The 24,036-nt window shown below is 69.9% G+C and carries 19 protein-coding genes and 4 tRNA genes; 13 read left to right on the forward strand and 10 right to left on the reverse strand.

Annotated elements, in window-relative coordinates:
- Positions 1–60: 60 nt before the first annotated feature.
- The 3 genes from hrpA (at position 61) to AQJ64_RS20770 (ending at position 4,588) form a co-directional block, all read left to right on the forward strand.
- Positions 61–4,029, forward strand: a complete 3,969-nt coding sequence (gene hrpA / locus AQJ64_RS20760; protein ID WP_059202860.1) for an ATP-dependent RNA helicase HrpA — start codon at positions 61–63, stop codon at positions 4,027–4,029.
- A 94-nt stretch (positions 4,030–4,123) separates the two neighbouring features.
- Positions 4,124–4,198 (forward strand) — tRNA-Asp (locus AQJ64_RS20765).
- A gap of 162 nt (positions 4,199–4,360) precedes the next feature.
- On the forward strand, positions 4,361–4,588 hold the full coding sequence (locus AQJ64_RS20770; RefSeq protein WP_055631812.1) for a DUF6274 family protein: 228 nt from the start codon (positions 4,361–4,363) through the stop codon (positions 4,586–4,588).
- Between the two features lie 469 nt (positions 4,589–5,057).
- On the opposite strand, the gene bldC is transcribed toward AQJ64_RS20770, so the two are convergent.
- Both bldC and AQJ64_RS20780 read right to left on the reverse strand, forming a co-directional pair.
- Entirely contained in the window at positions 5,058–5,264 is a 207-nt protein-coding gene (gene bldC / locus AQJ64_RS20775) for a developmental transcriptional regulator BldC (RefSeq protein WP_003949541.1), read from the reverse strand.
- A gap of 595 nt (positions 5,265–5,859) precedes the next feature.
- Complete coding sequence (locus AQJ64_RS20780; RefSeq protein WP_055631813.1) at positions 5,860–6,702, reverse strand: DUF8083 family protein; 843 nt, start codon at positions 6,700–6,702, stop codon at positions 5,860–5,862.
- Between the two features lie 244 nt (positions 6,703–6,946).
- Here AQJ64_RS20780 and AQJ64_RS20785 point away from each other — a divergent pair, with 244 nt between their 5' ends.
- Both AQJ64_RS20785 and AQJ64_RS20790 read left to right on the forward strand, forming a co-directional pair.
- Positions 6,947–8,041, forward strand: a complete 1,095-nt coding sequence (locus AQJ64_RS20785) for a Leu/Phe/Val dehydrogenase (protein ID WP_055631814.1) — start codon at positions 6,947–6,949, stop codon at positions 8,039–8,041.
- 311 nt (positions 8,042–8,352) lie between these two features.
- Positions 8,353–8,610 carry a DUF3073 domain-containing protein gene (locus AQJ64_RS20790; protein WP_055631815.1) on the forward strand — a complete coding sequence of 86 codons (258 nt, stop codon included), beginning with the start codon at positions 8,353–8,355 and terminating at the stop codon, positions 8,608–8,610.
- A 105-nt stretch (positions 8,611–8,715) separates the two neighbouring features.
- Here the strand turns inward: AQJ64_RS20790 and purM are convergent, their stop codons facing one another.
- From purM to purS, 6 genes are all read right to left on the reverse strand, one after another.
- Positions 8,716–9,780, reverse strand: coding sequence for a phosphoribosylformylglycinamidine cyclo-ligase (gene purM, locus AQJ64_RS20795; protein ID WP_055631816.1), 1,065 nt, complete (start codon positions 9,778–9,780; stop codon positions 8,716–8,718).
- Positions 9,781–9,825: 45 nt separating this feature from the next.
- Complete coding sequence (gene purF / locus AQJ64_RS20800) at positions 9,826–11,355, reverse strand: amidophosphoribosyltransferase (protein ID WP_055631817.1); 1,530 nt, start codon at positions 11,353–11,355, stop codon at positions 9,826–9,828.
- A 221-nt stretch (positions 11,356–11,576) separates the two neighbouring features.
- Positions 11,577–12,374 carry a maleylpyruvate isomerase family mycothiol-dependent enzyme gene (locus tag AQJ64_RS20805; RefSeq protein WP_055631818.1) on the reverse strand — a complete coding sequence of 266 codons (798 nt, stop codon included), beginning with the start codon at positions 12,372–12,374 and terminating at the stop codon, positions 11,577–11,579.
- Between the two features lie 682 nt (positions 12,375–13,056).
- Positions 13,057–15,315 carry a phosphoribosylformylglycinamidine synthase subunit PurL gene (purL, locus tag AQJ64_RS20810; protein WP_055631819.1) on the reverse strand — a complete coding sequence of 753 codons (2,259 nt, stop codon included), beginning with the start codon at positions 15,313–15,315 and terminating at the stop codon, positions 13,057–13,059.
- A complete protein-coding gene (gene purQ / locus AQJ64_RS20815) occupies positions 15,312–15,992 on the reverse strand; it encodes a phosphoribosylformylglycinamidine synthase subunit PurQ (RefSeq protein ID WP_055631820.1) in 681 nt (226 codons plus the stop codon). The genes purL and purQ overlap by 4 nt, the downstream gene beginning before the upstream one ends.
- Complete coding sequence (gene purS, locus AQJ64_RS20820) at positions 15,989–16,252, reverse strand: phosphoribosylformylglycinamidine synthase subunit PurS (protein ID WP_015659417.1); 264 nt, start codon at positions 16,250–16,252, stop codon at positions 15,989–15,991. Before purS ends, purQ begins: the two co-directional genes overlap by 4 nt.
- 362 nt (positions 16,253–16,614) lie before the next feature.
- Between purS and AQJ64_RS20825 the strand changes: the two genes are divergently transcribed.
- The 8 genes from AQJ64_RS20825 (at position 16,615) to AQJ64_RS20860 (ending at position 21,219) form a co-directional block, all read left to right on the forward strand.
- Complete coding sequence (locus tag AQJ64_RS20825; protein WP_055631821.1) at positions 16,615–16,932, forward strand: histone-like nucleoid-structuring protein Lsr2; 318 nt, start codon at positions 16,615–16,617, stop codon at positions 16,930–16,932.
- 151 nt (positions 16,933–17,083) lie between these two features.
- Positions 17,084–17,155 (forward strand) — tRNA-Gly (locus AQJ64_RS20830).
- Between the two features lie 80 nt (positions 17,156–17,235).
- Positions 17,236–17,308: transfer RNA gene (locus tag AQJ64_RS20835), tRNA-Gly, on the forward strand.
- Positions 17,309–17,447: 139 nt separating this feature from the next.
- Positions 17,448–18,401, forward strand: a complete 954-nt coding sequence (locus AQJ64_RS20840) for an ABC transporter ATP-binding protein (protein WP_055631822.1) — start codon at positions 17,448–17,450, stop codon at positions 18,399–18,401.
- Between the two features lie 113 nt (positions 18,402–18,514).
- On the forward strand, positions 18,515–19,258 hold the full coding sequence (locus tag AQJ64_RS20845) for an ABC transporter permease (protein ID WP_055631823.1): 744 nt from the start codon (positions 18,515–18,517) through the stop codon (positions 19,256–19,258).
- Between the two features lie 21 nt (positions 19,259–19,279).
- The gene (locus AQJ64_RS20850) at positions 19,280–20,515 is read left to right on the forward strand and encodes a sensor histidine kinase (RefSeq protein WP_059202861.1); all 1,236 of its coding nucleotides are present in this window, start codon (positions 19,280–19,282) and stop codon (positions 20,513–20,515) included.
- The gene (locus AQJ64_RS20855) at positions 20,512–21,120 is read left to right on the forward strand and encodes a response regulator transcription factor (RefSeq protein WP_055636311.1); all 609 of its coding nucleotides are present in this window, start codon (positions 20,512–20,514) and stop codon (positions 21,118–21,120) included. The genes AQJ64_RS20850 and AQJ64_RS20855 overlap by 4 nt, the downstream gene beginning before the upstream one ends.
- 23 nt (positions 21,121–21,143) lie before the next feature.
- Positions 21,144–21,219, forward strand: a tRNA-Gly gene (locus AQJ64_RS20860).
- Between the two features lie 159 nt (positions 21,220–21,378).
- On the opposite strand, the gene AQJ64_RS20865 is transcribed toward AQJ64_RS20860, so the two are convergent.
- Positions 21,379–22,278 (reverse strand): phosphoribosylaminoimidazolesuccinocarboxamide synthase, encoded by a 900-nt coding sequence (locus tag AQJ64_RS20865; protein ID WP_055636310.1) that lies wholly within the window; start codon positions 22,276–22,278, stop codon positions 21,379–21,381.
- Between the two features lie 105 nt (positions 22,279–22,383).
- Positions 22,384–23,910 carry a N,N-dimethylformamidase beta subunit family domain-containing protein gene (locus AQJ64_RS20870; RefSeq protein ID WP_055636309.1) on the reverse strand — a complete coding sequence of 509 codons (1,527 nt, stop codon included), beginning with the start codon at positions 23,908–23,910 and terminating at the stop codon, positions 22,384–22,386.
- Positions 23,911–24,036: the final 126 nt, after the last annotated feature.

The following is a 24,036-nucleotide window of genomic DNA, read 5'->3' on the forward strand; positions in this document are numbered from 1 at the left end:
CGGGAGGCGGCCCAAAAAGGTTCGCCACGTATTTGACCGGGATGAGATCCTGGATCGCGTATGTCTACGCACCCTGCCCCCGCCCTCGGCGCCCTCGCCCCCCGTCTGACCGAGCTGTCCCTGCGCGACGCGCACCGGCTCGGGCGCAGGCTCGAAGGCGCGCGCAAGATCCGCAAGCCGGAGGCCCGTGCCGCCGTCCTCGCCGAGATTGAGGCCGAGGTCGCACAGGTCGAGGAGCGGATGGTCCTGCGGCGCGACCGCGTCCCGGCCGTCACGTATCCCGAGCAGCTCCCGGTCAGCCAGAAGAAGGACGAGATCGCGGCCGCCATCCGTGATCACCAGGTCGTCATCGTCGCCGGTGAGACCGGGTCCGGCAAGACGACCCAGATTCCGAAGATCTGCCTCGAGCTGGGCCGTGGCGTCCGCGGCATGATCGGGCACACCCAGCCGAGAAGGATCGCCGCCCGTACGGTCGCCGAGCGTGTCGCCGAGGAGTTGCGGACGCCGCTCGGTGAGGCCGTCGGCTGGAAGGTCCGCTTCACCGACCAGGTCAACCCGGACGCCACGTTCGTGAAGTTGATGACGGACGGCATCCTGCTCGCCGAGATCCAGACGGACCGCGAGCTGCGCGCCTACGACACGATCATCATCGACGAGGCCCACGAGCGGTCCCTGAACATCGACTTCCTGCTGGGGTACCTGGCGCAGCTGCTGCCGCGGCGGCCCGATCTGAAGGTCGTCATCACCTCGGCGACCATCGATCCCGAGCGCTTCTCCCGGCACTTCGGCGACGCCCCCATCATCGAGGTCAGCGGGCGGACGTACCCGGTCGAGGTGCGCTACCGGCCCCTCCTGGAGGAGGACTCCGAGGACGCCGACCGGGACCAGATCACCGCGATCTGCGACGCCGTCGAGGAACTCCAGGCCGAGGGCCGGGGCGACATCCTCGTCTTCCTCTCCGGCGAGCGCGAGATCCGGGACACGGCGGACGCGCTGGAGAAGAAGCAGTACCGGTTCACCGAGGTGCTGCCGCTGTACGCCCGGCTCTCGCACGCCGAGCAGCACCGCGTCTTCCAGCCGCACACCGGGCGCAGGATCGTGCTGGCGACCAACGTCGCCGAGACCTCCCTCACCGTCCCGGGCATCAAGTACGTCATCGACCCCGGCTTCGCCCGGATCAGCCGCTACAGCCACCGCACCAAGGTGCAGCGCCTGCCCATCGAGCCGATCAGCCAGGCCAGCGCCAACCAGCGCAAGGGCCGCTGCGGACGCACCAGCGACGGCATCTGCATCCGCCTCTACACCGAGGACGACTTCAACGCCCGTCCGGAGTTCACGGACGCCGAGATCCTCCGTACCAACCTCGCCTCCGTCATCCTGCAGATGACCGCGGCCGGCCTCGGCGACATCGAGAAGTTCCCGTTCATCGACCCGCCGGACCACCGCAACATCCGTGACGGCGTCCAGCTGCTCCAGGAGCTGAACGCGCTCGACCCGGCCCAGAAGGACCCGCGCAACCGGCTGACGCAGACCGGCCGCAAGCTGGCCCAGCTCCCCGTCGACCCGCGGCTGGCCCGGATGGTCCTGGAGGCGGAGAAGAACGGCTGTGTCCGCGAGGTCATGGTGATAGCCGCCGCGCTGTCCATCCAGGACCCGCGCGAGCGCCCGGCCGACAAGCAGACCCAGGCCGACCAGCAGCACGCCCGCTTCAAGGACGAGACCAGCGATTTCCTGGCGTACCTCAATCTGTGGCGGTACGTCCGTGAGCAGCAGCGCGAGCGCGGCTCGTCGTCCTTCCGCCGGATGTGCAAGCAGGAGTACCTGAACTTCCTGCGCATCCGTGAGTGGCAGGACATCTATACGCAGCTGCGCACGGTCGCCAAGCAGATGGGCATCCCCCTCAACGAGCAGGACGCCGGCGCCGACAGCATCCATGTCTCCCTGCTCGCCGGTCTGCTCTCGCACATCGGTATGAAGGACGTGAAGGACGCCGGGGGGGAGGGCGGGAGGAACACGGCGAAGAACGAGTACCTGGGCGCGCGGAGCGCCAAGTTCGCGATCTTCCCCGGTTCGGCGCTGTTCAAGAAGACGCCCCGCTTCGTCATGTCCGCCGAGCTGGTGGAGACGTCCCGCCTGTGGGCCCGCGTCAACGCGAAGATCGAGCCCGAGTGGGTCGAGCCCATCGCAGGCCACCTCCTGAAGCGGACGTACAGCGAGCCGCACTGGGAGAAGGACATGGCGGCCGTGATGGCGTTCGAGAAGGTCACGCTGTACGGCGTACCGATCATCGCCCAGCGGAAGGTCAACTACGGCCGGATCGACCCGGAGACGAGCCGCGAGCTTTTCATCCGCAACGCGCTCGTCGAGGGCGACTGGCGGACGCACCACAAGTTCTTCGCCGACAACCGCAAGCTCCTCAGCGAGGTCGAGGAACTGGAGAACCGGGCCCGGCGCCGGGACATCGTCGTGGACGACGAGACGCTGTTCGACTTCTACGACCAGCGGGTGCCCGAGCATGTGGTGTCCGGGGCCCACTTCGACTCCTGGTGGAAGCGCAAGCGGCAGGAGCAGCCCGACTTCCTCGACTTCGAGCGGGAGATGCTCATCCGCGAGTCGGCGGAGGCGGTCACCAAGGCCGACTATCCCGACTCCTGGCGCCAGGGGCAGCTGAAGTTCCGGGTGACGTACCAGTTCGAGCCCGGTGCGGACGCGGACGGTGTGACGGTCCACATCCCCCTCCAGGTCCTCAACCAGGTCACGGACGACGGTTTCGACTGGCAGATCCCGGGCCTGCGGGCGGAGGTCGTCACCGAGCTGATCCGCTCCCTGCCCAAGCCGGTCCGCCGCAACTACGTGCCGGCGCCGAACTTCGCGAAGCGCTTCCTGGACCAGGCGGTCCCCCTTCAGGAGCCGCTCACCACCGCCATGGCCCGCGATCTCAAGCGCATGGTCGGTGTCCCCTTCGAGGCGGAGGACTTCGACTGGGCGAAGCTCCCCGACCATCTGAAGATCACCTTCCGGATCGTCGACGAGCGGCGGCGCAAGCTGGCCGAGGACAAGGATCTGGAGACGCTGAAGCTGCGGCTGAAGCCGAAGGCGCGCCAGGCCATCTCCCAGGCGGCCGCCGCCACCGCCGTACGACAGGGTGGTGAGTCGCTGGAGCGCAAGGGGCTGACGGACTGGTCGATCGGCTCCCTGACCCGGGTGTTCGAGACGCGCCGCGCCGGCCAGCCGGTGAAGGCCTACCCGGCCCTGGTCGACGACGGCGACACCGTCTCCGTACGCCTCTTCGACACGGAGGCGGAGCAGGCGGAGGCGATGTGGAAGGGCACCCGGCGGCTCATTCTGCGCAACATCCCGGTCAACCCTGCTAAGTTCGCGTCCGAAAAGCTCACGAACGCTCAGAAGCTCGCGCTGTCGGCCAATCCGCACGGTTCGATCCAGGCCCTGTTCGACGACTGCGCGATGGCGGCGGCGGACAAGCTGATCGCCGACTTCGGGGGGCCGGCGTGGGACGAGGAGTCGCACCGGAAGCTGTACGACAAGGTGCGCGCGGAGATCGTCGACACCACCGTGCGGACCGTCGGGCAGGTGCAGCAGGTGCTGGCCGCCTGGCAGGCCTGTGAGCGGCGGCTGAAGGGCGTGCGCAGCCCCGCGCTGCTCGCGAACCTGACGGATGTGCGCAAGCAGTTGGACGCCCTGGTGAAGCCCGGCTTCGTGACCTGGGCGGGGCTGCGCCGGCTCCCGGACCTCATGCGTTACCTGGTGGCCGCCGACCGGCGCCTCCAGCAGATGCCGACGGGGGTCCAGCGGGACACCACGCGCATGGAGAAGGTCCACGAGATGCAGGACGAGTTCGCCTGGCTCCTGGAGCAGCTGCCCCAGGGCCGGCCCGTCCCGTCCTCGGTCCTGGAGATCCGCTGGATGATCGAGGAGCTCCGGGTCAGCTATTTCGCCCACGCGCTGGGCACGGCGTACCCGGTCTCGGACAAGCGGATCGTGAAGGCGATCGACGCGGCCGCTCCGTGACGGTCCCTGTACAGAGGGTGAGTTCGACCAGCGGGCTCACCCTCCTGTACAGTCCTTCTCGCAGCACAGCGCAGCACAAAGTGCCGCAAAGCCTGGTCCTGTGGAGCAGTTTGGAGTGCTCGCCACCCTGTCAAGGTGGAGGCCGCGGGTTCAAATCCCGTCAGGACCGCAGTGAAAGAGGCCCGGATCTTCGGATCCGGGCCTCTTTGCGTGTCCGGGTTACGCCCCTGGCCGTGGCCGCATACTCGGCGGCTCCCTTGACGGCGTCACATTCGCTCGGTACCCCAGAACTCGGGGCACGTTCCCCGCGTGGCCCTCCTGGAGGTGGCATATGGCGGCATCGGCTAGGCACGAGACGCGGGCGCTGCTCCGCGCGCATCTGTCGGCCGCGTCGTCGTACGGGCATCTGACCCGCCACTGTCCGATCTGCCACCGGCTGCTGCGGCTGGCCATGGATGGCGCTCCACGGGGCGTACAGGCCCCCGCAGGGGGCTTGGAGGAAGTCCTGGAGGAGGCCTTCGAGGATGCCCTGGAGGACGGAAGCTCCTCGACCGCGTGATCAACGACGGTATCGACAGGGCCGGTTACGGCTCCTCCAATAGCGCAGGAGAACGCGCCGCAACAAGGCCACTGGCATGTGACAGGCATCACGGAATAAGTTTTGGAACCGGGCGTTCTTACCCGTCTCCTACAACTGGTCAATTTAATATGTGCAATTGCACCACTGGGGAGGAAGGCCACGGGACGCCCGGGGACCCCTGTGTCAGGTGCTTCCAGGAACCCCCGCACACCCTCCCCAGAGTCCGACAGGCTCGCTCACAGACCGACCAGATCCGACCGCGCAGGCGCCGTCGTGCGGCCTCAAGCGAACAAAAAAGATCGCGCTGGACCCGGCGGAGTCCAGCGCGATCGACGACGTTCCCGATGGGCGAGGGGCCTGTTGGGGCAGGACCCACGTCGCTTGGAGCTAGGTTTCGGGCGTGCGCACAGGTTGGGGGACCTGGCGTATTGCCCGGTTATTCAGTTGTTCAGGCCTCGCTGCGCTGCTGCGGGATACCTGCCAGCAGCGCGCGGACCTCGGCCTCGCGGTAACGGCGGTGTCCGCCGAGCGTACGGATCGACGTGAGCTTGCCGGCCTTCGCCCACCGCGTGACCGTCTTCGGGTCCACGCGGAACATGGTGGCGACCTCAGCCGGGGTCAGCAGCGGCTCAGCATCAGGGGTGCGAGCGGTCATGAGCGGCCTCCTCGGGAGAACCGAACCTTCTCGGTTCTTTCCTCTAAATTCTGCACCTTGACCCGCGTTGCCCGAAATGGCGGACGCGAGTCGAGTCGGTTATAGGACGAACGGCTTGTCCTCGGCACTACAACTACACCATCCGTCCAGCCGCGTCGGCCAAACCGATGGAATTGCCCCCCAGGTGTTCATCGGCGACGGAAGCCGATGGACCATGCCATAGCGGACAGTCACGCCCCTGTGACGATCAGTCACAGGGGCGCTCAGGAGTCACCAGACCCCCCAAAGCGTGCAATACCGAGATTCCCCCCACCATGGAGCAAAGTAGGCGGACGGAGCCCTCCCCGGACTCCTTGTCCTATTTTGGCACGAGGAGGGGCAAGCTACGCAAGGGCCGTGTACGTGCGGTCCGTCACCCTTGCGACATAAGCCCGGATCGGGGACCTACGTCCCGTCAGTTCCGTGAAGTGCGGTTGACCGTACGCCGTTCGACCCTTTTCGGCCGTGACGCAGGTCACTTTGTGAAAGCGCTGTCGCCTCTGTCACATCGTCAGATCACAACATGCCGGGTCCGACACCTGTACGACGGGGTCCCCTAATTGGCCGAACGGCGGTCCCGGACCGCCCGCCACCGCTCGACGAGCCGCCCGTACGCCTCGCCGGCCGCCGCCCCGTCGCCCACCCTCAGCGCCTCGATGCCCTCGGCGACGTCCGCTGCCGAGTGGTCGCCCTCCAGATGGCCGGCCGGAAGGGTGTGCACGAGGCCGCCGTAGTCCAGTTCCACCAGCGAACGCGGATGGAACTCCTCCAGCCAGCGGCCCACGTCCAGCAGACCGTCGATGAGCGGCCCCTCGTCCATGGCCTCCTTGAGCGTGCGCAGCCCCCGGGCCGTCCGCCGCCGCGCCTGGACCATCGGCGTGCGGTACCGCAGCACGGGCGCGGACTCGCCGGTCCCCTTCTCGTACACCCGCTCCTCGTCGGTGAAGAGCACGAACCAGTTCAGCGGCACCTGCCAGGTCGCCGTACGGATCCAGGGGCGGGCGTCGGGATTGTGCTCCCGCCAGCGCTCGTAGTCCTTCGCCGCCTGTGCCCGTACGACCTCCGGAAGCACCGCCTCCAGAACCGTCCGGGGCAGTTCCTCGCCCAGCTCGGCCAGGGCCTGCCAGCCGCGCAGCCGGGTGCGCCACGGGCAGATGTGCAGCACCCCGTCCATCTCGGCGACGAACGCCTCCCCGCTCTCGTGCACCGGCACCGCCACCGGCGGCGTGGGCAGCAGGTCGGCCAGCGAGCGGCGCAGCTCGTCCTGGCAGGAGGGACGGTCGGGGCGGCGGGCGTAGCGCGTCCAGTGGGTGCGCTCGGGCTCGGGGAAGGCGGCCAGCGGCTCGTACACGCGCAGGTAGGTCGCATAGGGGACGATCACCGAGGACACCTTGGGCACGCCTGCTCCCTCCCCCGCCACCCGGCCGGGAAACCTGATCGGCCCGCGCGCGGGGACACGGGAAATGCCTGCAAATCGTCGCACGGGTGTACTCCGGGAGGAGGTGATCCGGCATCCGGAAGAAGGTGATCCGTACCGGTGCGCGTTCGGCGGGCCGCGCAGGCTCTACGCTCGTCCCACAGGCCCCGCCACCCCCTTGGGCGCCTGCGTCCCGACCGCCGCCAGTTACCCAGGAGTCACCACCGTGACCGACGTAGACAACGGCGTCCTGCACACCCTGTTCCACTCGGAGCAGACGGGTCACGAGCAAGTCGTGCTCTGCCAGGACCGCAAGAGCGGCCTCAAGGCCGTCATCGCCCTCCACTCCACCGCGCTGGGCCCCGCGCTCGGCGGAACCCGGTTCTACCCCTACGCGACCGAGGCGGAGGCCGTCGCCGACGCGCTGAACCTCGCGCGCGGGATGTCGTACAAGAACGCCATGGCCGGTCTGGACCACGGCGGCGGGAAGGCCGTGATCATCGGCAACCCCGACACGATCAAGACCGAACAGCTGCTGCTCGCCTACGGCCGTTTCGTGGCCTCCCTCGGCGGCCGGTACGTGACCGCCTGCGACGTCGGCACCTATGTCGCCGACATGGACGTCGTGGCCCGTGAGTGCCGCTGGACCACCGGCCGCTCGCCGGAGAACGGGGGCGCGGGCGACTCCTCCGTGCTGACCGCCTTCGGTGTCTACCAGGGCATGCGGGCCTCGGCCCAGCACACCTGGGGCGACCCCTCGCTGCGCGGCCGCCGGGTCGGCGTCGCGGGCGTCGGCAAGGTCGGCCACCACCTGGTGGAGCATCTGCGCGCCGAGGGCGCCGAGGTCGTCGTCACCGACGTGCGCGAGGACGCCGTACGCCGCCTGCTCGACCGGCATCCGCAGGGTGTGACGGCCGTCGCCGACACCGAGGCGCTGATCAGGACCGAGGGGCTCGACATCTACGCCCCCTGCGCGCTCGGCGGCGCGCTGAACGACGCGTCCGTCCCCGTGCTCACCGCGCGGATCGTCTGCGGCGCGGCCAACAACCAGCTGGCCCACCCGGGCGTCGAGAAGGACCTCGCCGACCGCGGGATCCTCTACGCGCCGGACTACGTGGTGAACGCCGGCGGGGTCATCCAGGTCGCCGACGAACTGCACGGGTTCGACTTCGAGCGGTGCAGGGCGAAGGCGTCGAAGATCTTCGACACCACGCTCGCGATCTTCGCACGTGCGAAGGAGGACGGGATTCCGCCGGCCGCGGCGGCGGACCGGATCGCCGAGCAGCGGATGCAGGAGGCGGCTCAGACGCGCGGATGGTGAGGTTCCGGTAACGGGTCCGCCGCAGGCGCCCCGAGGGTTTGGTCGGTACCGCCGGGTGGAAAGTTAGAGAGAACTCTCACTCTTCCCGGCGGGTCGGCCGCCGATAAGTGGTTAAAATCGCCACTGACCAGCGAGGACGGGGCGTCTCACAGGTCCTGCGCACACGCGCGTGCTACGGGCGACGTACCGTACGGGCGTGGGCTCAGGTACCGTGGGAGCCCTACGACGGGCTCTCCGAGGAGAGACCGTTCTGGATCATGAACGCGTGTCAACCTGGGGCCAGCGAGCCCCGTCGTTGAGGGGGTCGAGCCATGGGGCGCGGCCGGGCCAAGGCCAAGCAAGCGAAGGTCGCCCGCCAGCTGAAGTACAACAGCGGCGGGACGGATCTCTCACGCCTGGCCGAAGAGCTGGGCGCATCGCCATCGAACATGCCGCCGAATGGCGAACCGTTCGAGGACGATGACGATGAGGAAGACGACGACCCGTACGCACGGTACGCCGATCTGTACGGGGACGACGAGGACGACGAGGACGAGGATTCGTCCCACCAACATCGTCGCGGCGCTTGACCTCGCTGTGAGCATCCACCCGGTCGGTGACTTCGGTCACCGACCGGGTCTTGTGCTGTGCACGGGACCCCGCACCTGCTGTGCACGGGGTCCCCGCACGGCGTTTCAGGCGTAGTCCCCCACCAGTTCCGCACCGGTGGCGTGCTCGCCACGCTCGGTGATCTCGCCGGCGACCCATGCCTCGACGCCACGGTCGGCCAGGGTGGCCAGGGCCACGTCCGCCGACTCCTGCGGCACGATCGCGATCATGCCGACGCCCATGTTCAGGGTCTTCTCCAGCTCCAGGCGCTCGACCGAGCCGGTCCTGCCGACGAGGTCGAAGACCGGGGCCGGGGTCCAGGTGGAGCGGTCGACGGTCGCGTGGAGTCCGTCGGGGATGACGCGGGCCAGGTTGGCCGCGAGTCCGCCGCCGGTGATGTGCGAGAAGGCGTGCACGTCCGTCGTGCGGGTCAGGGCCAGGCAGTCCAGCGAGTAGATCTTGGTGGGCTCCAGGAGCTCCTCGCCGAGGGTGCGGCCCAGGTCGTCGATCCGTGCGTCGAGGGCGAGGCCCGCCTGGTTCAGCAGGACGTGCCGGACCAGCGAGTACCCGTTCGAGTGAAGGCCGGAGGACGCCATGGCGATCACGGCGTCACCCGTGCGGATACGATCCGGGCCGAGCAGCCGGTCGGCCTCCACGACGCCCGTGCCGGCGCCGGCGACGTCGAAGTCGTCCGCACCGAGCAGGCCCGGGTGTTCGGCCGTCTCGCCGCCGACCAGGGCGCAGCCGGCCAGCACACAGCCCTCGGCGATGCCCTTGACGATGGCGGCGACACGCTCGGGGTGAACCTTGCCGACGCAGATGTAGTCGGTCATGAACAGCGGCTCGGCACCGCACACCACGATGTCGTCCATGACCATGGCGACCAGGTCGTGGCCGATCGTGTCGTAGACGCCGAGCTGGCGGGCGATGTCGACCTTCGTGCCCACGCCGTCCGTGGCGGAGGCGAGCAGCGGACGCTCGTAACGCTTGAGGGCGGAGGCGTCGAAGAGGCCGGCGAAGCCGCCGAGGCCACCGAGGACCTCGGGGCGCTGCGTCTTCTTCACCCACTCCTTCATCAGCTCGACGGCGCGGTCGCCCGCTTCGATGTCGACGCCCGCGGCTGCGTAGCTGGCACCAGTTGTCTCAGACATGGCTAGTGAGAACCTTCGTGTCGTACGGCAGGTGTTACGGGCCGTCTACGGGCGGCGGATCGCGTCGGCGGCGGCCGTGGCGGCCGGGCCGGCGGCCAGCTCCGTCTCCAGCAGCTGCTTGCCGAGCAGCTCGGGGTCCGGGAGCTCCATCGGGTACTCGCCGTCGAAGCAGGCACGGCAGAGGTTCGGCTTGGCGATGGTGGTCGCCTCGATCATGCCGTCGATGGAGATGTACGCCAGGGAGTCGGCGCCGAGCGAGGTGCCGATCTCGTCGATGGTCATGCCGTTGGCGATCAGCTCCGCGCGCGTGGCGAAGTCGATGCCGAAGAAGCAGGGCCACTTCACGGGCGGGGAGGAGATCCGGATGTGGACCTCGGCGGCGCCCGCCTCGCGCAGCATCCGCACCAGCGCGCGCTGGGTGTTGCCGCGCACGATCGAGTCGTCGACGACGACCAGGCGCTTGCCCTTGATGACGTCCTTGAGCGGATTCAGCTTCAGGCGGATGCCGAGCTGACGGATCGTCTGCGAGGGCTGGATGAAGGTCCGGCCGACGTAGGCGTTCTTGACCAGGCCGCTGCCGAAGGGGATGCCCGAGGCCTCCGCGTAGCCGATGGCTGCGGGGGTGCCGGACTCCGGGGTCGCTATGACCAGATCGGCCTCGGCCGGGGCTTCCTTGGCGAGCTTGCGGCCCATCTCCACCCGGGACGCGTACACGTTCCGGCCGGCGATGTCGGTGTCGGGGCGGGCCAGGTACACGTACTCGAAGACACAGCCCTTGGGCTTCGCTTCCGCGAATCGAGAGGTACGGAGACCGTTCTCGTCGATGGCGACGAACTCGCCCGGCTCGATCTCGCGGACGAAGCTGGCGCCGCAGATGTCGAGGGCGGCGGACTCGGAGGCGACGACCCAGCCGCGCTCGAGGCGACCGAGGACCAGTGGGCGGATGCCCTGCGGGTCACGGCCGGCGTAGAGGGTGTGCTCGTCCATGAAGACGAGGCTGAAGGCGCCCTTGACCTTCGGGAGGATCTGGTGGGCCGCCTCCTCGATGGTCAGCGGCTTGCCGTCCGCGTCGACCTGGGCCGCGAGCAGCGCGGTGAGCAGGTCGGTGTCGTTGGTCGCCGCGACGCGCGGGGTGCGCCCGCCTTCCTGCTTGGGCAGGTCGGCGACCATCTCGGCGAGCTGGGCGGTGTTGACGAGGTTGCCGTTGTGGCCGAGCGCGATCGAACCGTGCGCGGTGGCGCGGAACGTCGGCTGGGCGTTCTCCCACACGGAGGCACCGGTGGTCGAGTAGCGGGCGTGTCCGACCGCGATGTGACCCTGGAGCGAACCGAGCGAGGTCTCGTCGAAGACCTGGGAAACGAGGCCCATGTCCTTGAAGACGAGGATCTGGGAGCCGTTGCTGACCGCGATACCCGCGGATTCCTGGCCCCGATGCTGGAGGGCGTAGAGCCCGAAGTACGTGAGCTTTGCGACCTCTTCGCCCGGAGCCCAGACACCGAAGACGCCACAAGCGTCCTGGGGGCCCTTCTCGCCGGGAAGCAGATCGTGATTGAGTCGACCGTCACCACGTGGCACGCCACCGAGTGTAGGCGAGATCGACCACTGGTCCGAATTGGGGATACCTGCCGGTAACTGGATCTTGGTTGGTCCGATCCATCGATGATCGACTTGTTTACGCAGGTCAGACGCGCTATACGGCGATCCTGTGACGACCGGTGACGCAACCCGGACGGGCCCGCGCGGTCGCGTTCCGTATGCACGAGTGAGGTGTCGCACACCATTCTGCGTGGACCGGGTCAGGACATCAGCGGCAGGAGCGCTCCCAGATCGGCCCGCTCGCCGCTCGCGCTCACCTTCGCCGCGTCCATGGCCTCGGCCCAGCTCTGCCGTCCGGTCGCCAGCCTGATCCAGGTCAGCGGGTCGGTCTCGACGACGTTCGGCGGAGTGCCACGGGTGTGCCGCGGGCCCTCGACGCACTGCACGACGGCGTACGGCGGGACGCGCACCTCCGTCGCGCCACCGGGCGCCTTGACGGCGAGCGCGTCCGCGAGGAGCCGGCTGGTGGCGGCGAGGGCCTGGCGGTCCAGGGGGACGGCGAGGCCCGGCACGGCGGCGTTGAGGTCATCCGTGTGGACGACCAGCTCGACGGCGCGGGTGACGAGGTAGTCGGCGAGCGGCAGCGCGCCCGCGTTGGTCCGGAGCAGCCGCGTCCCGGGGTGGGTGTCGAGCTGTTCGACGAGGTCGCGCCCGACGGCGGCGAGGTAGCCGTCGAGGTCGGGGTGTTCCCCGGTCAGCCGCCGGGTGAAGTCGTCGATGGCCGCGGAGTGGGCGGAGGTCGCGAACGGCCAGTCGAGCAGCACGGCGTCCTGCTTCGGCGGCTCGGGCAGGGCGAGGGCACGCCCGATGGCGGTGAGCGCCATCCCTATGTGCGCCACCAACTCCCGCACACGCCACTCCCCGAGCCGCGTCGGCAACGCGAGCTGCCCGTCCTCCAGCCCGGCGACGGCCTCCCGCACCTTCCCGAACTGCCCCAACACCGCCGCCCGCGTCTTGGCGGGGTCATAGGTCCGTGCACGCTTTTTGACCGGAGGCATGGCGGCGAGCCTAGCTGTCGGTGAGGGGGGCTCGGCGCGATCGGGCCGTTGAGGTGAGGGAGGGGCTGCCGGCGGGGTCGGGCCGGTGGGGGGAGTGACCGTCGCCGGGATCGGGCCGTTCGGGGAAGAGCCACCGGCGCGATCGGGCTCGCGGGGAAGAGCCACCGGCGGGATCGGGCCGCTGAGGGAAGGGCTGCTGGCGGGGTCGGGCCGGTGGGGGGAGTGACCGTCGCCGGGATCGGGCCGTTCGGGGAAGGGCCACCGGCGCGATCGGGCCGCTGAGGGAGGGGCTGCCGGCGGGGTCGGGCCGGTGGGGGGAGTGACCGTCGCCGGGATCGGGCCGTTCAAGGAAGCCGTTCGAGGAAGAGCCACCGGCGGGATCGGGCTGGCAGGGAAGGGAGGCTCGGCGCGATCGGGCCGTTGAGGTGAGGGAGGGGCTGCCGACTTGGTGTTCCTGTGCGGGGCGGCCGTCATGGCCCTGTGCCTCGTCCTCGCCCTGCGGCTGCCCGGGCCGCGCCCGGCCGGGGGCTCCCCGGAGCCGACGCGGGAACCCGTGGCGGTGCAGCGCCGGGACAGCGGAAAGCCACGCCGTGACGGCGCGCGGGCACGGTGAGGGCCCCGACCGTCTCGGCGATCGGGGCCCTCACCGTCGTACTCCTACCGCACCGTCATGCGGACCCGCCTACGCGAGCAGCGCCGGGATCGTCTCCTCGTGCGCCGTGCGCAGCTCCTCCAGGGAGAGCGCGAACTCGCCCTGGACGTCCACCGTGTCGCCGTCGACCACGCCGATGCGGGTGACCGGGAGACCCCGGGCGCCGCACATGTCGTTGAAGCGGACCTCCTCCGAGCGCGGGACCGCGACGACGGCGCGGCCTGCGGACTCGGAGAACAGGAAGGTGAAGGCGTCGAGCCCGTCCGGTACGACCAGACGCGCGCCCTTGCCGCCGAGCAGCGCCGACTCCACGACCGCCTGGACCAGACCGCCGTCGGACAGGTCGTGCGCGGAGTCGATCATCCCGTCACGGGAGGCGGAGATCAGGATCTCGGCCAGCAGGCGCTCGCGCTCCAGGTCGACCTTCGGGGGCAGACCGCCGAGGTGGTCGTGGACGACCTGGGACCAGGCCGAGCCGCCGAACTCCTCACGGGTGTCGCCGAGGAGGTAGAGCAGCTGGCCCTCCTCCTGGAAGGCGACCGGGGTGCGGCGGGCGACATCGTCGATGACGCCGAGGACCGCGACCACCGGGGTCGGGTGGATGGCGACCTCGCCGGTCTGGTTGTAGAGGGAGACGTTGCCGCCGGTCACCGGGGTGCCGAGCTGAAGACAGGCGTCCGCCAGACCGCGGACGGCCTCCGCGAACTGCCACATGACGGCCGGGTCCTCGGGCGAGCCGAAGTTCAGGCAGTCGGAGACGGCGAGCGGCTTGGCTCCGGTCGTGGCGACGTTGCGGTACGCCTCGGCGAGCGCGAGCTGGGCGCCGTGGTACGGGTCGAGCTTGGCGTACCGGCCGTTGCCGTCGGTCGCGATGGCGACACCGAGGCCGGACTCCTCGTCGATCCGGATCATGCCGGAGTCCTCGGGCTGGGCGAGGACGGTGTTGCCCTGGACGAAGTGGTCGTACTGCGAGGTGATCCACTTCTTGGAGGCCTGGTTGGGCGAGGCGACGAGCTTGCGGACCTGGTCCTTCAGCTCCTCGCCCGTCTGCGGCCGGGGCAGCTTGTTCGCGTCGTCCGCCTGGAGGGCGTCCTGCCAGTCCGGGCGGGCGTACGGGCGCTCGTAGACCGGGCCGTCGTGGGCGACCGTGCGCGGGTCGACGTCGACGATCTTGCCGCCGTGCCAGAAGATCTCGAGGCGGTCGCCGTCGGTCACCTCACCGATGACGGTGGCGATGACGTCCCACTTGTCGCAGATCTCGAGGAACCGGTCGACCTTCTCCGGCTCCACGACGGCGCACATGCGTTCCTGCGACTCGCTCATGAGGATTTCCTCGGGCGAGAGGGTCGAGTCGCGCAGCGGGACGTCGTCGAGGGTGACGCGCATGCCGCCGGAGCCGTTGGAGGCGAGCTCGCTGGTGGCGCAGGACAGACCGGCGGCGCCGAGGTCCTGGATGCCGACGACGAGCTTCTCCTGGAAGGCCTCCAGGGTGCACTCGATGAGGAGCTTCTCCTGGAAGGGGTCGCCGACCTGGACGGCGGGGCGCTTCGACGGCTTGGCGTCGTCGAAGGTCTCGGAGGCGAGGATCGACGCGCCGCCGATGCCGTCGCCGCCGGTGCGGGCGCCGTACAGGATGACCTTGTTGCCGGCGCCGGAGGCCTTCGCGAGGTGGATGTCCTCGTGCCGCATGACGCCGATGGCACCGGCGTTGACCAGCGGGTTGCCCTGGTAGCAGGCGTCGAAGACGACCTCGCCGCCGATGTTCGGCAGGCCCAGGCAGTTGCCGTAGCCGCCGATGCCGGCGACGACGCCCGGCAGGACGCGCTTGGTGTCGGGGTGGTCGGCGGCGCCGAAGCGCAGCGGGTCGACGACCGCGACCGGGCGGGCGCCCATGGCGATGATGTCGCGGACGATGCCGCCGACACCGGTGGCCGCGCCCTGGTAGGGCTCGACGTACGACGGGTGGTTGTGCGACTCGACCTTGAAGGTGACCGCGTAGCCCTGGCCGACGTCGACGACGCCCGCGTTCTCGCCGATGCCGACGAGGAGCGCGTCGGACTGCGGGGCCTTCTCGCCGAACTGGCGCAGGTGCACCTTCGACGACTTGTAGGAGCAGTGCTCGGACCACATGACGGAGTACATGGCGAGCTCGGCGCCGGTGGGGCGGCGGCCGAGGATCTCCACCACCCGCTCGTACTCGTCCTTCTTCAGGCCGAGTTCGGCCCAGGGCAGCTCGACGTCGGGGGTCGCGGCCGCGTGCTCGACCGTGTCCAGAGGCGTCCGGCTCATGCGTTGACCAGCTTCTTGAGGATCGAGGTGAAGAACGGGAGACCGTCGGTGCGGCCGGACCCGACGAGGGGCTCGACGGCGTGCTCCGGGTGCGGCATGAGGCCTACGACGTTGCCGGCCTCGTTGGTGATGCCGGCGATGTCGTTGAGCGAACCGTTGGGGTTGAAGTCCAGGTAGCGGAACGCGACCCGGCCCTCGGCCTCGAGCTTGTCCAGCGTGTACGGGTCGGCGACGTAGCGGCCGTCCATGTTCTTCAGCGGGATGTGGATCTCCTGGCCGGCCGTGTAGTCGGCGGTCCAGGCGGTGTCCGCGTTCTCCACCCGCAGCTTCTGGTCGCGGCAGATGAAGTGGAGGTGGTCGTTGCCGAGCATCCCGCCGGGCAGCAGATGGGCCTCGGTGAGGATCTGGAAGCCGTTGCAGATGCCGAGGACCGGCAGGCCGACCTTCGCCTGCTCGATGACGGTCTCCATCACCGGCGAGAAGCGGGAGATGGCACCGGCGCGCAGATAGTCGCCGTACGAGAAACCGCCGGGCAGGACGACCGCGTCGACCTGGTGGAGGTTCTTGTCCTTGTGCCAGAGGGCGACCGGTTCCGCGCCCGCGAGGCGGATCGCCCGCTGGGTGTCCCGGTCGTCGAGGCTGCCCGGGAAAGTGACGACGCCAATACGAGCGGTCACTTCGCGGCCTCCGCGACTTCCTCCACCTTGACGGTGAAGTCCTCGATCACGGTGTTGGCGAGGAAGGATTCCGCAAGATCGTGGATGCGGGCGAGGGCGGCCTCGTCGACCGGCCCGTCAACTTCCAGTTCGAATCGCTTTCCCTGACGTACGTCGGAGATGCCTTCGAAACCCAGCCGCGGCAGTGCGCGCTGCACCGCCTGGCCCTGGGGGTCGAGGATCTCCGGCTTGAGCATGACGTCGACTACGACGCGTGCCACTGGCACTCCCGGTGGTGTGGTGCTGAGCAGGTTCCTGCGGTGTCTCCGACAGGTGCCTTCAGACTACCCGTACAAAATTTCTACGCGAGTAGAGTTGTAGGAATCTACGTGAGCGTCATCACGATCAGGTATCGGACCAGTGCCTTCGCGAAAAGTTCAGGGAAAGATCCGGGGTGCATCCGTGTTCCCTATTGCGCTGGGACACGCGGAGAGATTTAGTCGGGCTTCACATTCGATTGCCGGGCACTGTACAAATGAATTGGCAATAGCCGATACTTTGCCCCATAACTGGCGGACAGTCGACATCTCCGTGACGTCTTGGCACGTCATCGCAGAGCTGTCGCACGAAGGGACCGATATTCGTGGCGCAGAAGGTCGTGGTCACTCTCTTTGACGACATCGACGGCTCGGAAGCGGCGGAAACGATCGCCTTCGGGCTCGACGGCAAGTCGTACGAGATCGACCTGAATGAAGCCAATGCCAAGAAACTGCGTAAGGCGCTCGCGCCCTACGTGGAGGCCGGCCGCAAGCGGTCGAAGTCCGGCAAGGCGTACAAGCAGACGGAGGTCGCGCCCGACCCGGCGGCCGTCCGGGCCTGGGCCCAGGCCAACAAGATGGAGGTGCCCGCCCGCGGCCGCATCCCCAAGAAGGTCTACGAGGCGTTCGCCGAGGCGCAGTAGCCCGGCGGCCGTTCGAGGCGCTCCCCGCGGGTGTCCCCGGGTCCGTCAGCACGGCCCGGGGACAACCGACTTGCGTTACCCCCCACATGGTCGGCTAATGTCTGGAGCACGCCGCCGGGCGGGGCCGAAAAGCCCAGCTCACGGAGGCCACGCGGGTGTAGTTCAGTAGTAGAACATCCCCCTTCCAGGGGGAAGGCGCAGTGTGCGATTCCTGTCACCCGCTCTGCATCACCGTCCCGACCACTGTTGTGGATCAGGTAGGCTGGTGCTCGCGCCGATCGGTGAGAGCCGGTCGGAGGCAATGCGGACGTAGCTCAGTTGGTAGAGCGCAACCTTGCCAAGGTTGAGGTCGCGAGTTCGAGCCTCGTCGTCCGCTCGGGAATGAGACCCCGGTCCATCGGACCGGGGTCTTTTCGTGTGTTCCCCTTCGGGTGCCGCTGTCACCTGACATTTGTCATACGGAGTGATGACACCTCGCACTGCTGTCGGGTCCTGCCCGGCGGGAGCCTTGAGGCATGGACACGAATGAACACGTGATTGAGGTCACCGGCCTCCGGCGTGTGTACGGGGGCGGGTTCGAGGCGGTCCGTGGAATCTCCTTCCACGTCGAGCGCGGTGAGATCTTCGCGCTGCTCGGCACCAATGGCGCCGGCAAGACATCGACCGTCGAACTGCTGGAGGGCCTCGCGCGCCCCGACGCCGGACGCCTCCGCGTCCTCGGCCACGACCCGTACACCGAGCGGGCCGCCGTCCGGCCGCGCACCGGCGTGATGCTGCAAGAGGGCGGCTTCCCTTCCGAACTGACCGTCGCGGAGACCGCGCGGATGTGGGGCGGCTGTGTGAGCGGCGCCCGGCCCGTCGGGGAGGCGCTGGCCCTGGTCGGGCTCGCGGGCCGGGCGGACGTACGGGTCAAGCAGCTCTCCGGCGGCGAGCGGCGCCGCCTCGACCTGGCGCTGGCCCTGCTCGGCGACCCCGAGGTGCTGTTCCTCGACGAGCCGACGACCGGCCTGGACGCCGAGGGCCGCCGCGACACCTGGGACCTGGTCCGCGCCCTGCGCGCATCCGGTACGACGGTGCTGCTGACCACGCACTACCTGGAGGAGGCCGAGCAGCTCGCCGACCGGCTGGCCATCCTGCACCAGGGGCGCATAGCCGCCTCCGGGACACCCACCGAGGTGACGGCGGCCCAGCCGTCCCGGATCCTCTTCGAGCTGCCCGAGGGGTACTTCGTCGGCGATCTGCCCCCGCTCGGCGAGCTGGGCGTGTGCGGTCACGAGGTCGAGGGACGCGTGGTCCGGCTGCGCACCCGGGAGTTGCAGCGGACGGCCACGGCGCTGCTGGTGTGGGCCGAGCGGGCGCGGGTCGAGCTGCGCGGGCTGGATGTGCGGTCGGCCTCGCTGGAGGAGGCGTTCCTGGGCATCGCCCGGGAGGCGTCGGAGCGTACGAAGACCGAGGGGGCCGCGGCATGAGCGGGAACAGGGTGCACAGCGGGACGGGTGAGAACACGGTGGCGGGTGCCGGGAGCGCAAGCACGAGGGCCGGCGACGCGGTCAGGAGTGCGGTGACGAGCCCGGCGAGCCGGATGGCCGCCCTCGCGCGGGCCGAGCTGACCCTGCTGGGGCGCAGCAGGAGCACTCTGCTCTCGGCGGTGCTGATGCCGCTCGCGCTGCCGTTCAGCTTCAGGCCCCTGATCGACGACATGGATGTGCAGGACGTCGGTCTGACGACCGGTCTGGTGCTGCTGCCGGCGGCGATCGGCTTCTCCCTGCTGTTCGGGGTGTACTCGGCGCTGACCGCCATCTACACCGTCCGGCGCGAGGAACTGGTCCTGAAGCGACTGCGCACCGGGGAGCTGCGGGACACCGAGATCCTGGGCGGCACCGCGCTGCCGGTCCTGGTGACGGGGCTGGTGCAGTCCCTGGTGCTGGTGGCGGCCTCCACCGCCGTGCTGGACATGCCGGCGCCGAAGGCGCCCCAACTCGCCGTCCTGGGGCTCCTGTTGGGTCTGGCCCTCTGCGCGGCGCTGGGGGCGCTCACGGCGGCCCTGACCCGGACCGTGGAGAGCGCCCAGGTCACCCCCCTGCCGTTCGTGCTGGCCTCGATGATGGGCTCCGGGGTGACCGTCCCCCTGGAGATGCTGCCCGACAGGGTCGCCTCGATCTGCGAACTGCTGCCGCTGTCCCCGGCGATCACCCTGGTACGCGGCGGCTGGACCGGCGACCTCTCCGCCTACGAGGCGCTGGGGCCGATATCCACAGGCCTGGCCTGGACCGTGCTGGCGGTGTTTGCTGTACGGCGGTGGTTCCGGTGGGAACCACGGCGCTGAGACGGGGGACGAGGGGAAGACATGCGTGGGCCGGGGGGCTGGTGGCGGGGGAAGAGCACACCGGCGAAGTTCGAGACGTATACGCGGTGGTCGTTCCACTTCTTCGGGGTGAGCGAGATCACCGGGGTCGGTCTGCCGGCCGTCGGCTCCCTGGGGCCCGGGCTCGGCGGCGCGCTGCTGACCCTGGTCACCGTGCACGCCGTGCTCTGCATGCTCACGGTGTCACGGGGGCTGGACTGGACGCGCGGCCGGCGCCCCCAGCCCATACGGCTGCTGTGGACGCTCGCCTCGCTCACCGCCGCCATAGCGGTGGTGGCCATCTTGATCGCCCAACGGGGTCCCGACCGTGAGAGCGTGGACGCGACCGCGGGTGCCGTCTTCGGGGTCGTGCTGGTCGTAGGGGTGGGGGTCCTCACACTCGGCGTGCGTGACCGGCGGCGGGTGTACGCGATAGTGGTCGGCTTCTCGCTCGGCGCGGGAGTCGTCTCCTTCCCGCTGAACGTGTCGCCGCCCGCCGCCGTCCTCAGCATGGTGGGCGTCTTCCTCGGCTCCGGGCTCCTCGCCTTCACCGCGCTCTTCTCCGTCTGGCTGCTCGACGCCGTCTACCAGCTCGACGAGGCCCGCGAGACCCGGGCCCGGCTCGCCGTCGCCGAGGAGCGGCTGCGCTTCGGGCGGGATCTGCATGACGTGATGGGGCGCAATCTGGCGGTGATAGCGCTGAAGGCCGAGCTGGCGGTGCAGCTGGCCGTGCGGGGGCGGCCGGAGGCGGTGGAGCAGATGATCGAGGTGCAGCGGATAGCGCAGGACTCCCAGCGGGAGGTGCGGGAGGTCGTACGGGGCTACCGGGAGGCCGATCTCACGGTGGAACTGGCTGGTGCGCAGGGAGTGTTGACGGCCGCCGGGATCGACTGCGAGGTGCGCGGGGAGACGGACGGGCTGCCCGGCGAGGTGCAGTCGGCGCTCGGCTGGGTGGTGCGGGAGACGACGACGAACGTGCTGCGGCACGGGGACGCGCGGCGGTGCTCGGTGGGGCTGCGGGTCATGGAGGAACGTGTGGTGCTGACCGTGGAGAACGACGGGGCCGAGGCCGCGCGGGACGGTGACGGCGGTGGCGGGTCGGGGCTGGCCGGGCTGCGGGAGCGGCTGCGGCAGGTCGACGGGACGCTGGAGGCCGGGTTCGCCGGGCCCGGGGTGTTCCGGGTGGTGGCCGAGGTGCCCCTGGACAGAACGAGCATGGTGAGCGAGGTCACTTCATGACGGTGCGGGTGCTGCTGGCCGACGACGAGCATCTGATCCGGGGTGCGCTGGCGGCGCTGCTCTCCCTGGAGGAGGATCTGCTGATCGTCGCGGAGGCGGCCACCGGACCGGAGGCGCTGGCGATGGCGCGGGCGCATGAACCGGATGTGGCCGTGCTGGATCTCCAGATGCCGGGCGCGGACGGTGTGAAGGTCGCCACATCGTTGCGGACCGAACTGCCCGGCTGCCGGGTGCTGATCGTGACCAGCCATGGCCGGCCGGGGCATCTGAAGCGGGCGCTTGCGGCGGGTGTACGGGGGTTCGTCCCGAAGACGGTGAGCGCTCAGCGGCTCGCCGAGATCATCAGGACCGTGCACTCCGGAAACCGTTACGTCGATCCGGAGTTGGCCGCCGACGCCATAGCGGCCGGGGATTCGCCGCTGACCTCGCGCGAGGCCGAGGTGCTCGAACTCGCCGCCGAGGGGGCGCCCGTCACGGAGATCGCCGAGCGGGCCGGGCTGTCGCAGGGGACCGTACGGAACTACCTCTCCTCGGCCGTGTCCAAGCTGGGGGCGGAGAACCGGCACGCGGCGGTGCGTCTCGCTCGCGAGCGGGGTTGGGTATAGTTGGCCTCGCGCCACGGCGCAGTGCGGACGTAGCTCAGTTGGTAGAGCGCAACCTTGCCAAGGTTGAGGTCGCGAGTTCGAGCCTCGTCGTCCGCTCCAGTGAAACCCCGGTCCGGTGGACCGGGGTTTTTCGCGTGCGGGTTTTTGCGTGCGGGTTTTGGCGTGCGGGTGTGTGCCTGCGGTTTCTGCATGCCGGTTTTCGCCCGCGCCGGGGGAGCGGTCCGGGTGGGCCCCCGCACGTCACGGGGGCCGTCCGGGTCAGGACCAGGTGAGGCCCGTCAGGCGCTCGTAGGCCTCGATGTACTTGGCGCGGGTCGCGTCGACGATCTGCTGGGGCAGCGGCGGCGGGGGCTGCTCGCTCTTGCGGTCCCAGCCGGACTCGGACGAGGTGAGCCAGTCACGGACGAACTGCTTGTCGTACGACGGCTGGGCGCGGCCCGGCTGCCACTGGTCGGCCGGCCAGAAGCGGGAGGAGTCCGGGGTGAGGACCTCGTCGGCGATGACGAGGGTGTCGCCGTCGAAGCCGAACTCGAACTTGGTGTCGGCGAGGATGACGCCCCGGTCGCGGGCGATGTCGCGGGCGCGGCCGTAGACGGCGAGGGTGGCCTGGCGGAGCTGGGCGGCGGTGTCGGCGCCGACCTGGCGGGCGACCTCCTCGTAGGAGACGTTCTCGTCGTGTTCGCCGACGGCGGCCTTGGTGGCCGGGGTGAAGATCGGGGCGGGGAGTTCGCTGCCGTCGACCAGGCCCTCGGGGAGGGCGAGGCCGCAGACCGTGCGCGACTCGACGTACTCGACGAGGCCGGAGCCGGTGAGATAGCCGCGGGCCACGCACTCGACCGGGAGCATCCGCAGGGACTTGCAGACCAGGGTGCGGCCGGCCCAGTCGGCGGGGGCGCCGGGGGGCAGTTCGGTGCTGAGGACGTGGTTGGGGACCAGGTCGGCGAGCTGGTCGAACCACCACAGGGAGAGCTGGGTGAGGACGCGGCCCTTGTCGGGGATCTCGGTCGGCAGCACCCAGTCGTAGGCGGACATGCGGTCGCTGGCGACCATCACGAGGTCGCCCGCCTCGTTCTGGTACAGCTCGCGCACCTTGCCGGTGTGCAGATGCACCAGGCCCGGCACCTGGAGGGGCTCGGGCTTTTCTACGAATCCGGACACGGTTCCTCCCCGTGGTTCTGTCCTAGGCCTTGATTCTCCCGTACATCGGGATGGAGCAAGGACGGAGGGTCCGTCGACCCCGTGGGGAGGTGTCATGGGGAGGTGTCAGTCGCGCTTGCAGATGCGGTCGAGGAGGTTGGCGGTGGCGCGCTGGACCCGGGGGTCGACATGGCCGGGGCGGTCCAGTGCGGGGGACCAGGCGAAGGTGCCGGAGGCGAAGACGAGGGCGCCCGAGGGGGCGCGGTAGAGGGAGGTCTCCTGGTGGCGCAGGACGCCCTCGTGGTCGGTGTACGGGGAGTGGGCGAGGAGGATGCGGTCCTCGTGGGGCGGGAGCGGGGTGCGCGGGAAGTAGCGGTCGGCCTCGCCCGCGACCAGGCCCTCGATGCCCTCGCCCTCATGGGTTCCGGTGGCCTCCCAGAGCCAGTGGTCGGCGTTGCGCACGATCAGCGGCTGCGGCTCGGGGACCCGGCCGGCGTACTGGATGCCGACCAGCTGCTGCTCGGCGCGGTCGATCTCCCGCCAGAGGACGGACTTGCCGGGGCCCTTGCGTTTTCGGCAGGTGAGCAGCCGGGCGGGGACTCCGGACGGGGACGGGCCCAGCTCCACCTGCCAGTACAGGCTGTTGGCGGAGAGGAAGACCAGGGAGGTGCCGCTGTCGCGGGCGAGTTCGACCGTGCGGCGCATGTTCGTCGACCAGTACTCGTCGTGGCCGGGGAAGACCAGGCCCCGGTAGCGGGTGGGGTCGATCCGGCCGGAGTGCAGATCGCGGGCGTCGGCGTAGGCGAGGTCGTAGCCGTAGCGCTCGGCCCAGCGGATGACGTCGTAGGCGTGGCCGACGTGCAGGGGCAGGCCCGCGCCCGCGTACGGCCGGTCGAAGGAGACCGTGGTCGCGGCGTCGGCCTCGCCGAGGAGACGGCCGTTCCCGTCCCAGGCGTGGTAGAAGCTGGCGCCGGTGCGGCCGTCCTCGGGGTAGAGGTTGTAGGCCTGCCAGGTGACGTCGGGCAGGAGCAGCAGCAGGTCGGCGGGGTGCTGGTCGCGGATCGTGAAGGGGATGTGGGAGCGGTAGCCGTCGGCCGTGGTGAGGACGGCGACATACGCCCCGACACTCCAGTACGAGGGGACCTGGAGCCGCCAGGAGAGCCACCAGTGGTGGCAGGAGACCGTGCGGTCGGCGGTCAGCGGCGGGGGCTGGACGATGCCGGCGAGACGCGGGCTGGTGGTGATCTTGGCGGCGCCGGCCCCGTCGTAGTGGCCGATGCGGTAGATGTCGACGCTGAACTCCTGGGGCGGGTCGACCGTGATGTGGAAGTCGACGGCCTCGCCGGGGGCGACCGCGCCGGTGGAGGTGAAGCCCTTGATCTGGCGGCGGACGTCGTCGGCGGAGCGGGGGACGCCGGACGCGGACGCCGAGCCGGGTGCCGTGCGGGGGCCCGGGACCTTGGGGCCGCCCTCGCCGCCCGGCCTGCGCGCCGGGGCCGGGTCGACGTACCAGGGGACGACCTGGCCCGTGTCGTCGAAGTACGTCTCGCTGCCGCGCAGCCAGGGGACGGGGCCCTGGCCGAACGGATCCGTCACGGCGTGGGCCAGTGCTCCCGACTCCCAGCGGCGGATGTGCTCCGGTCCCGGTGCCATGGCGCTCCCCTCCCTGGTGCCCCCGTGATCGTCCGGCGGTGCGGTCGCTTCGCGCTGAACGCCGACTGACCGGCCGGCAGGTCGGCTGTCCTATGTCGCACGCCCATGCCATGGGCGCGATCGGTC

Origin of the sequence: Streptomyces griseoruber, assembly GCF_001514205.1 — a bacterium.
Taxonomy (GTDB): Bacteria; Actinomycetota; Actinomycetes; order Streptomycetales; family Streptomycetaceae; genus Streptomyces; species Streptomyces griseoruber.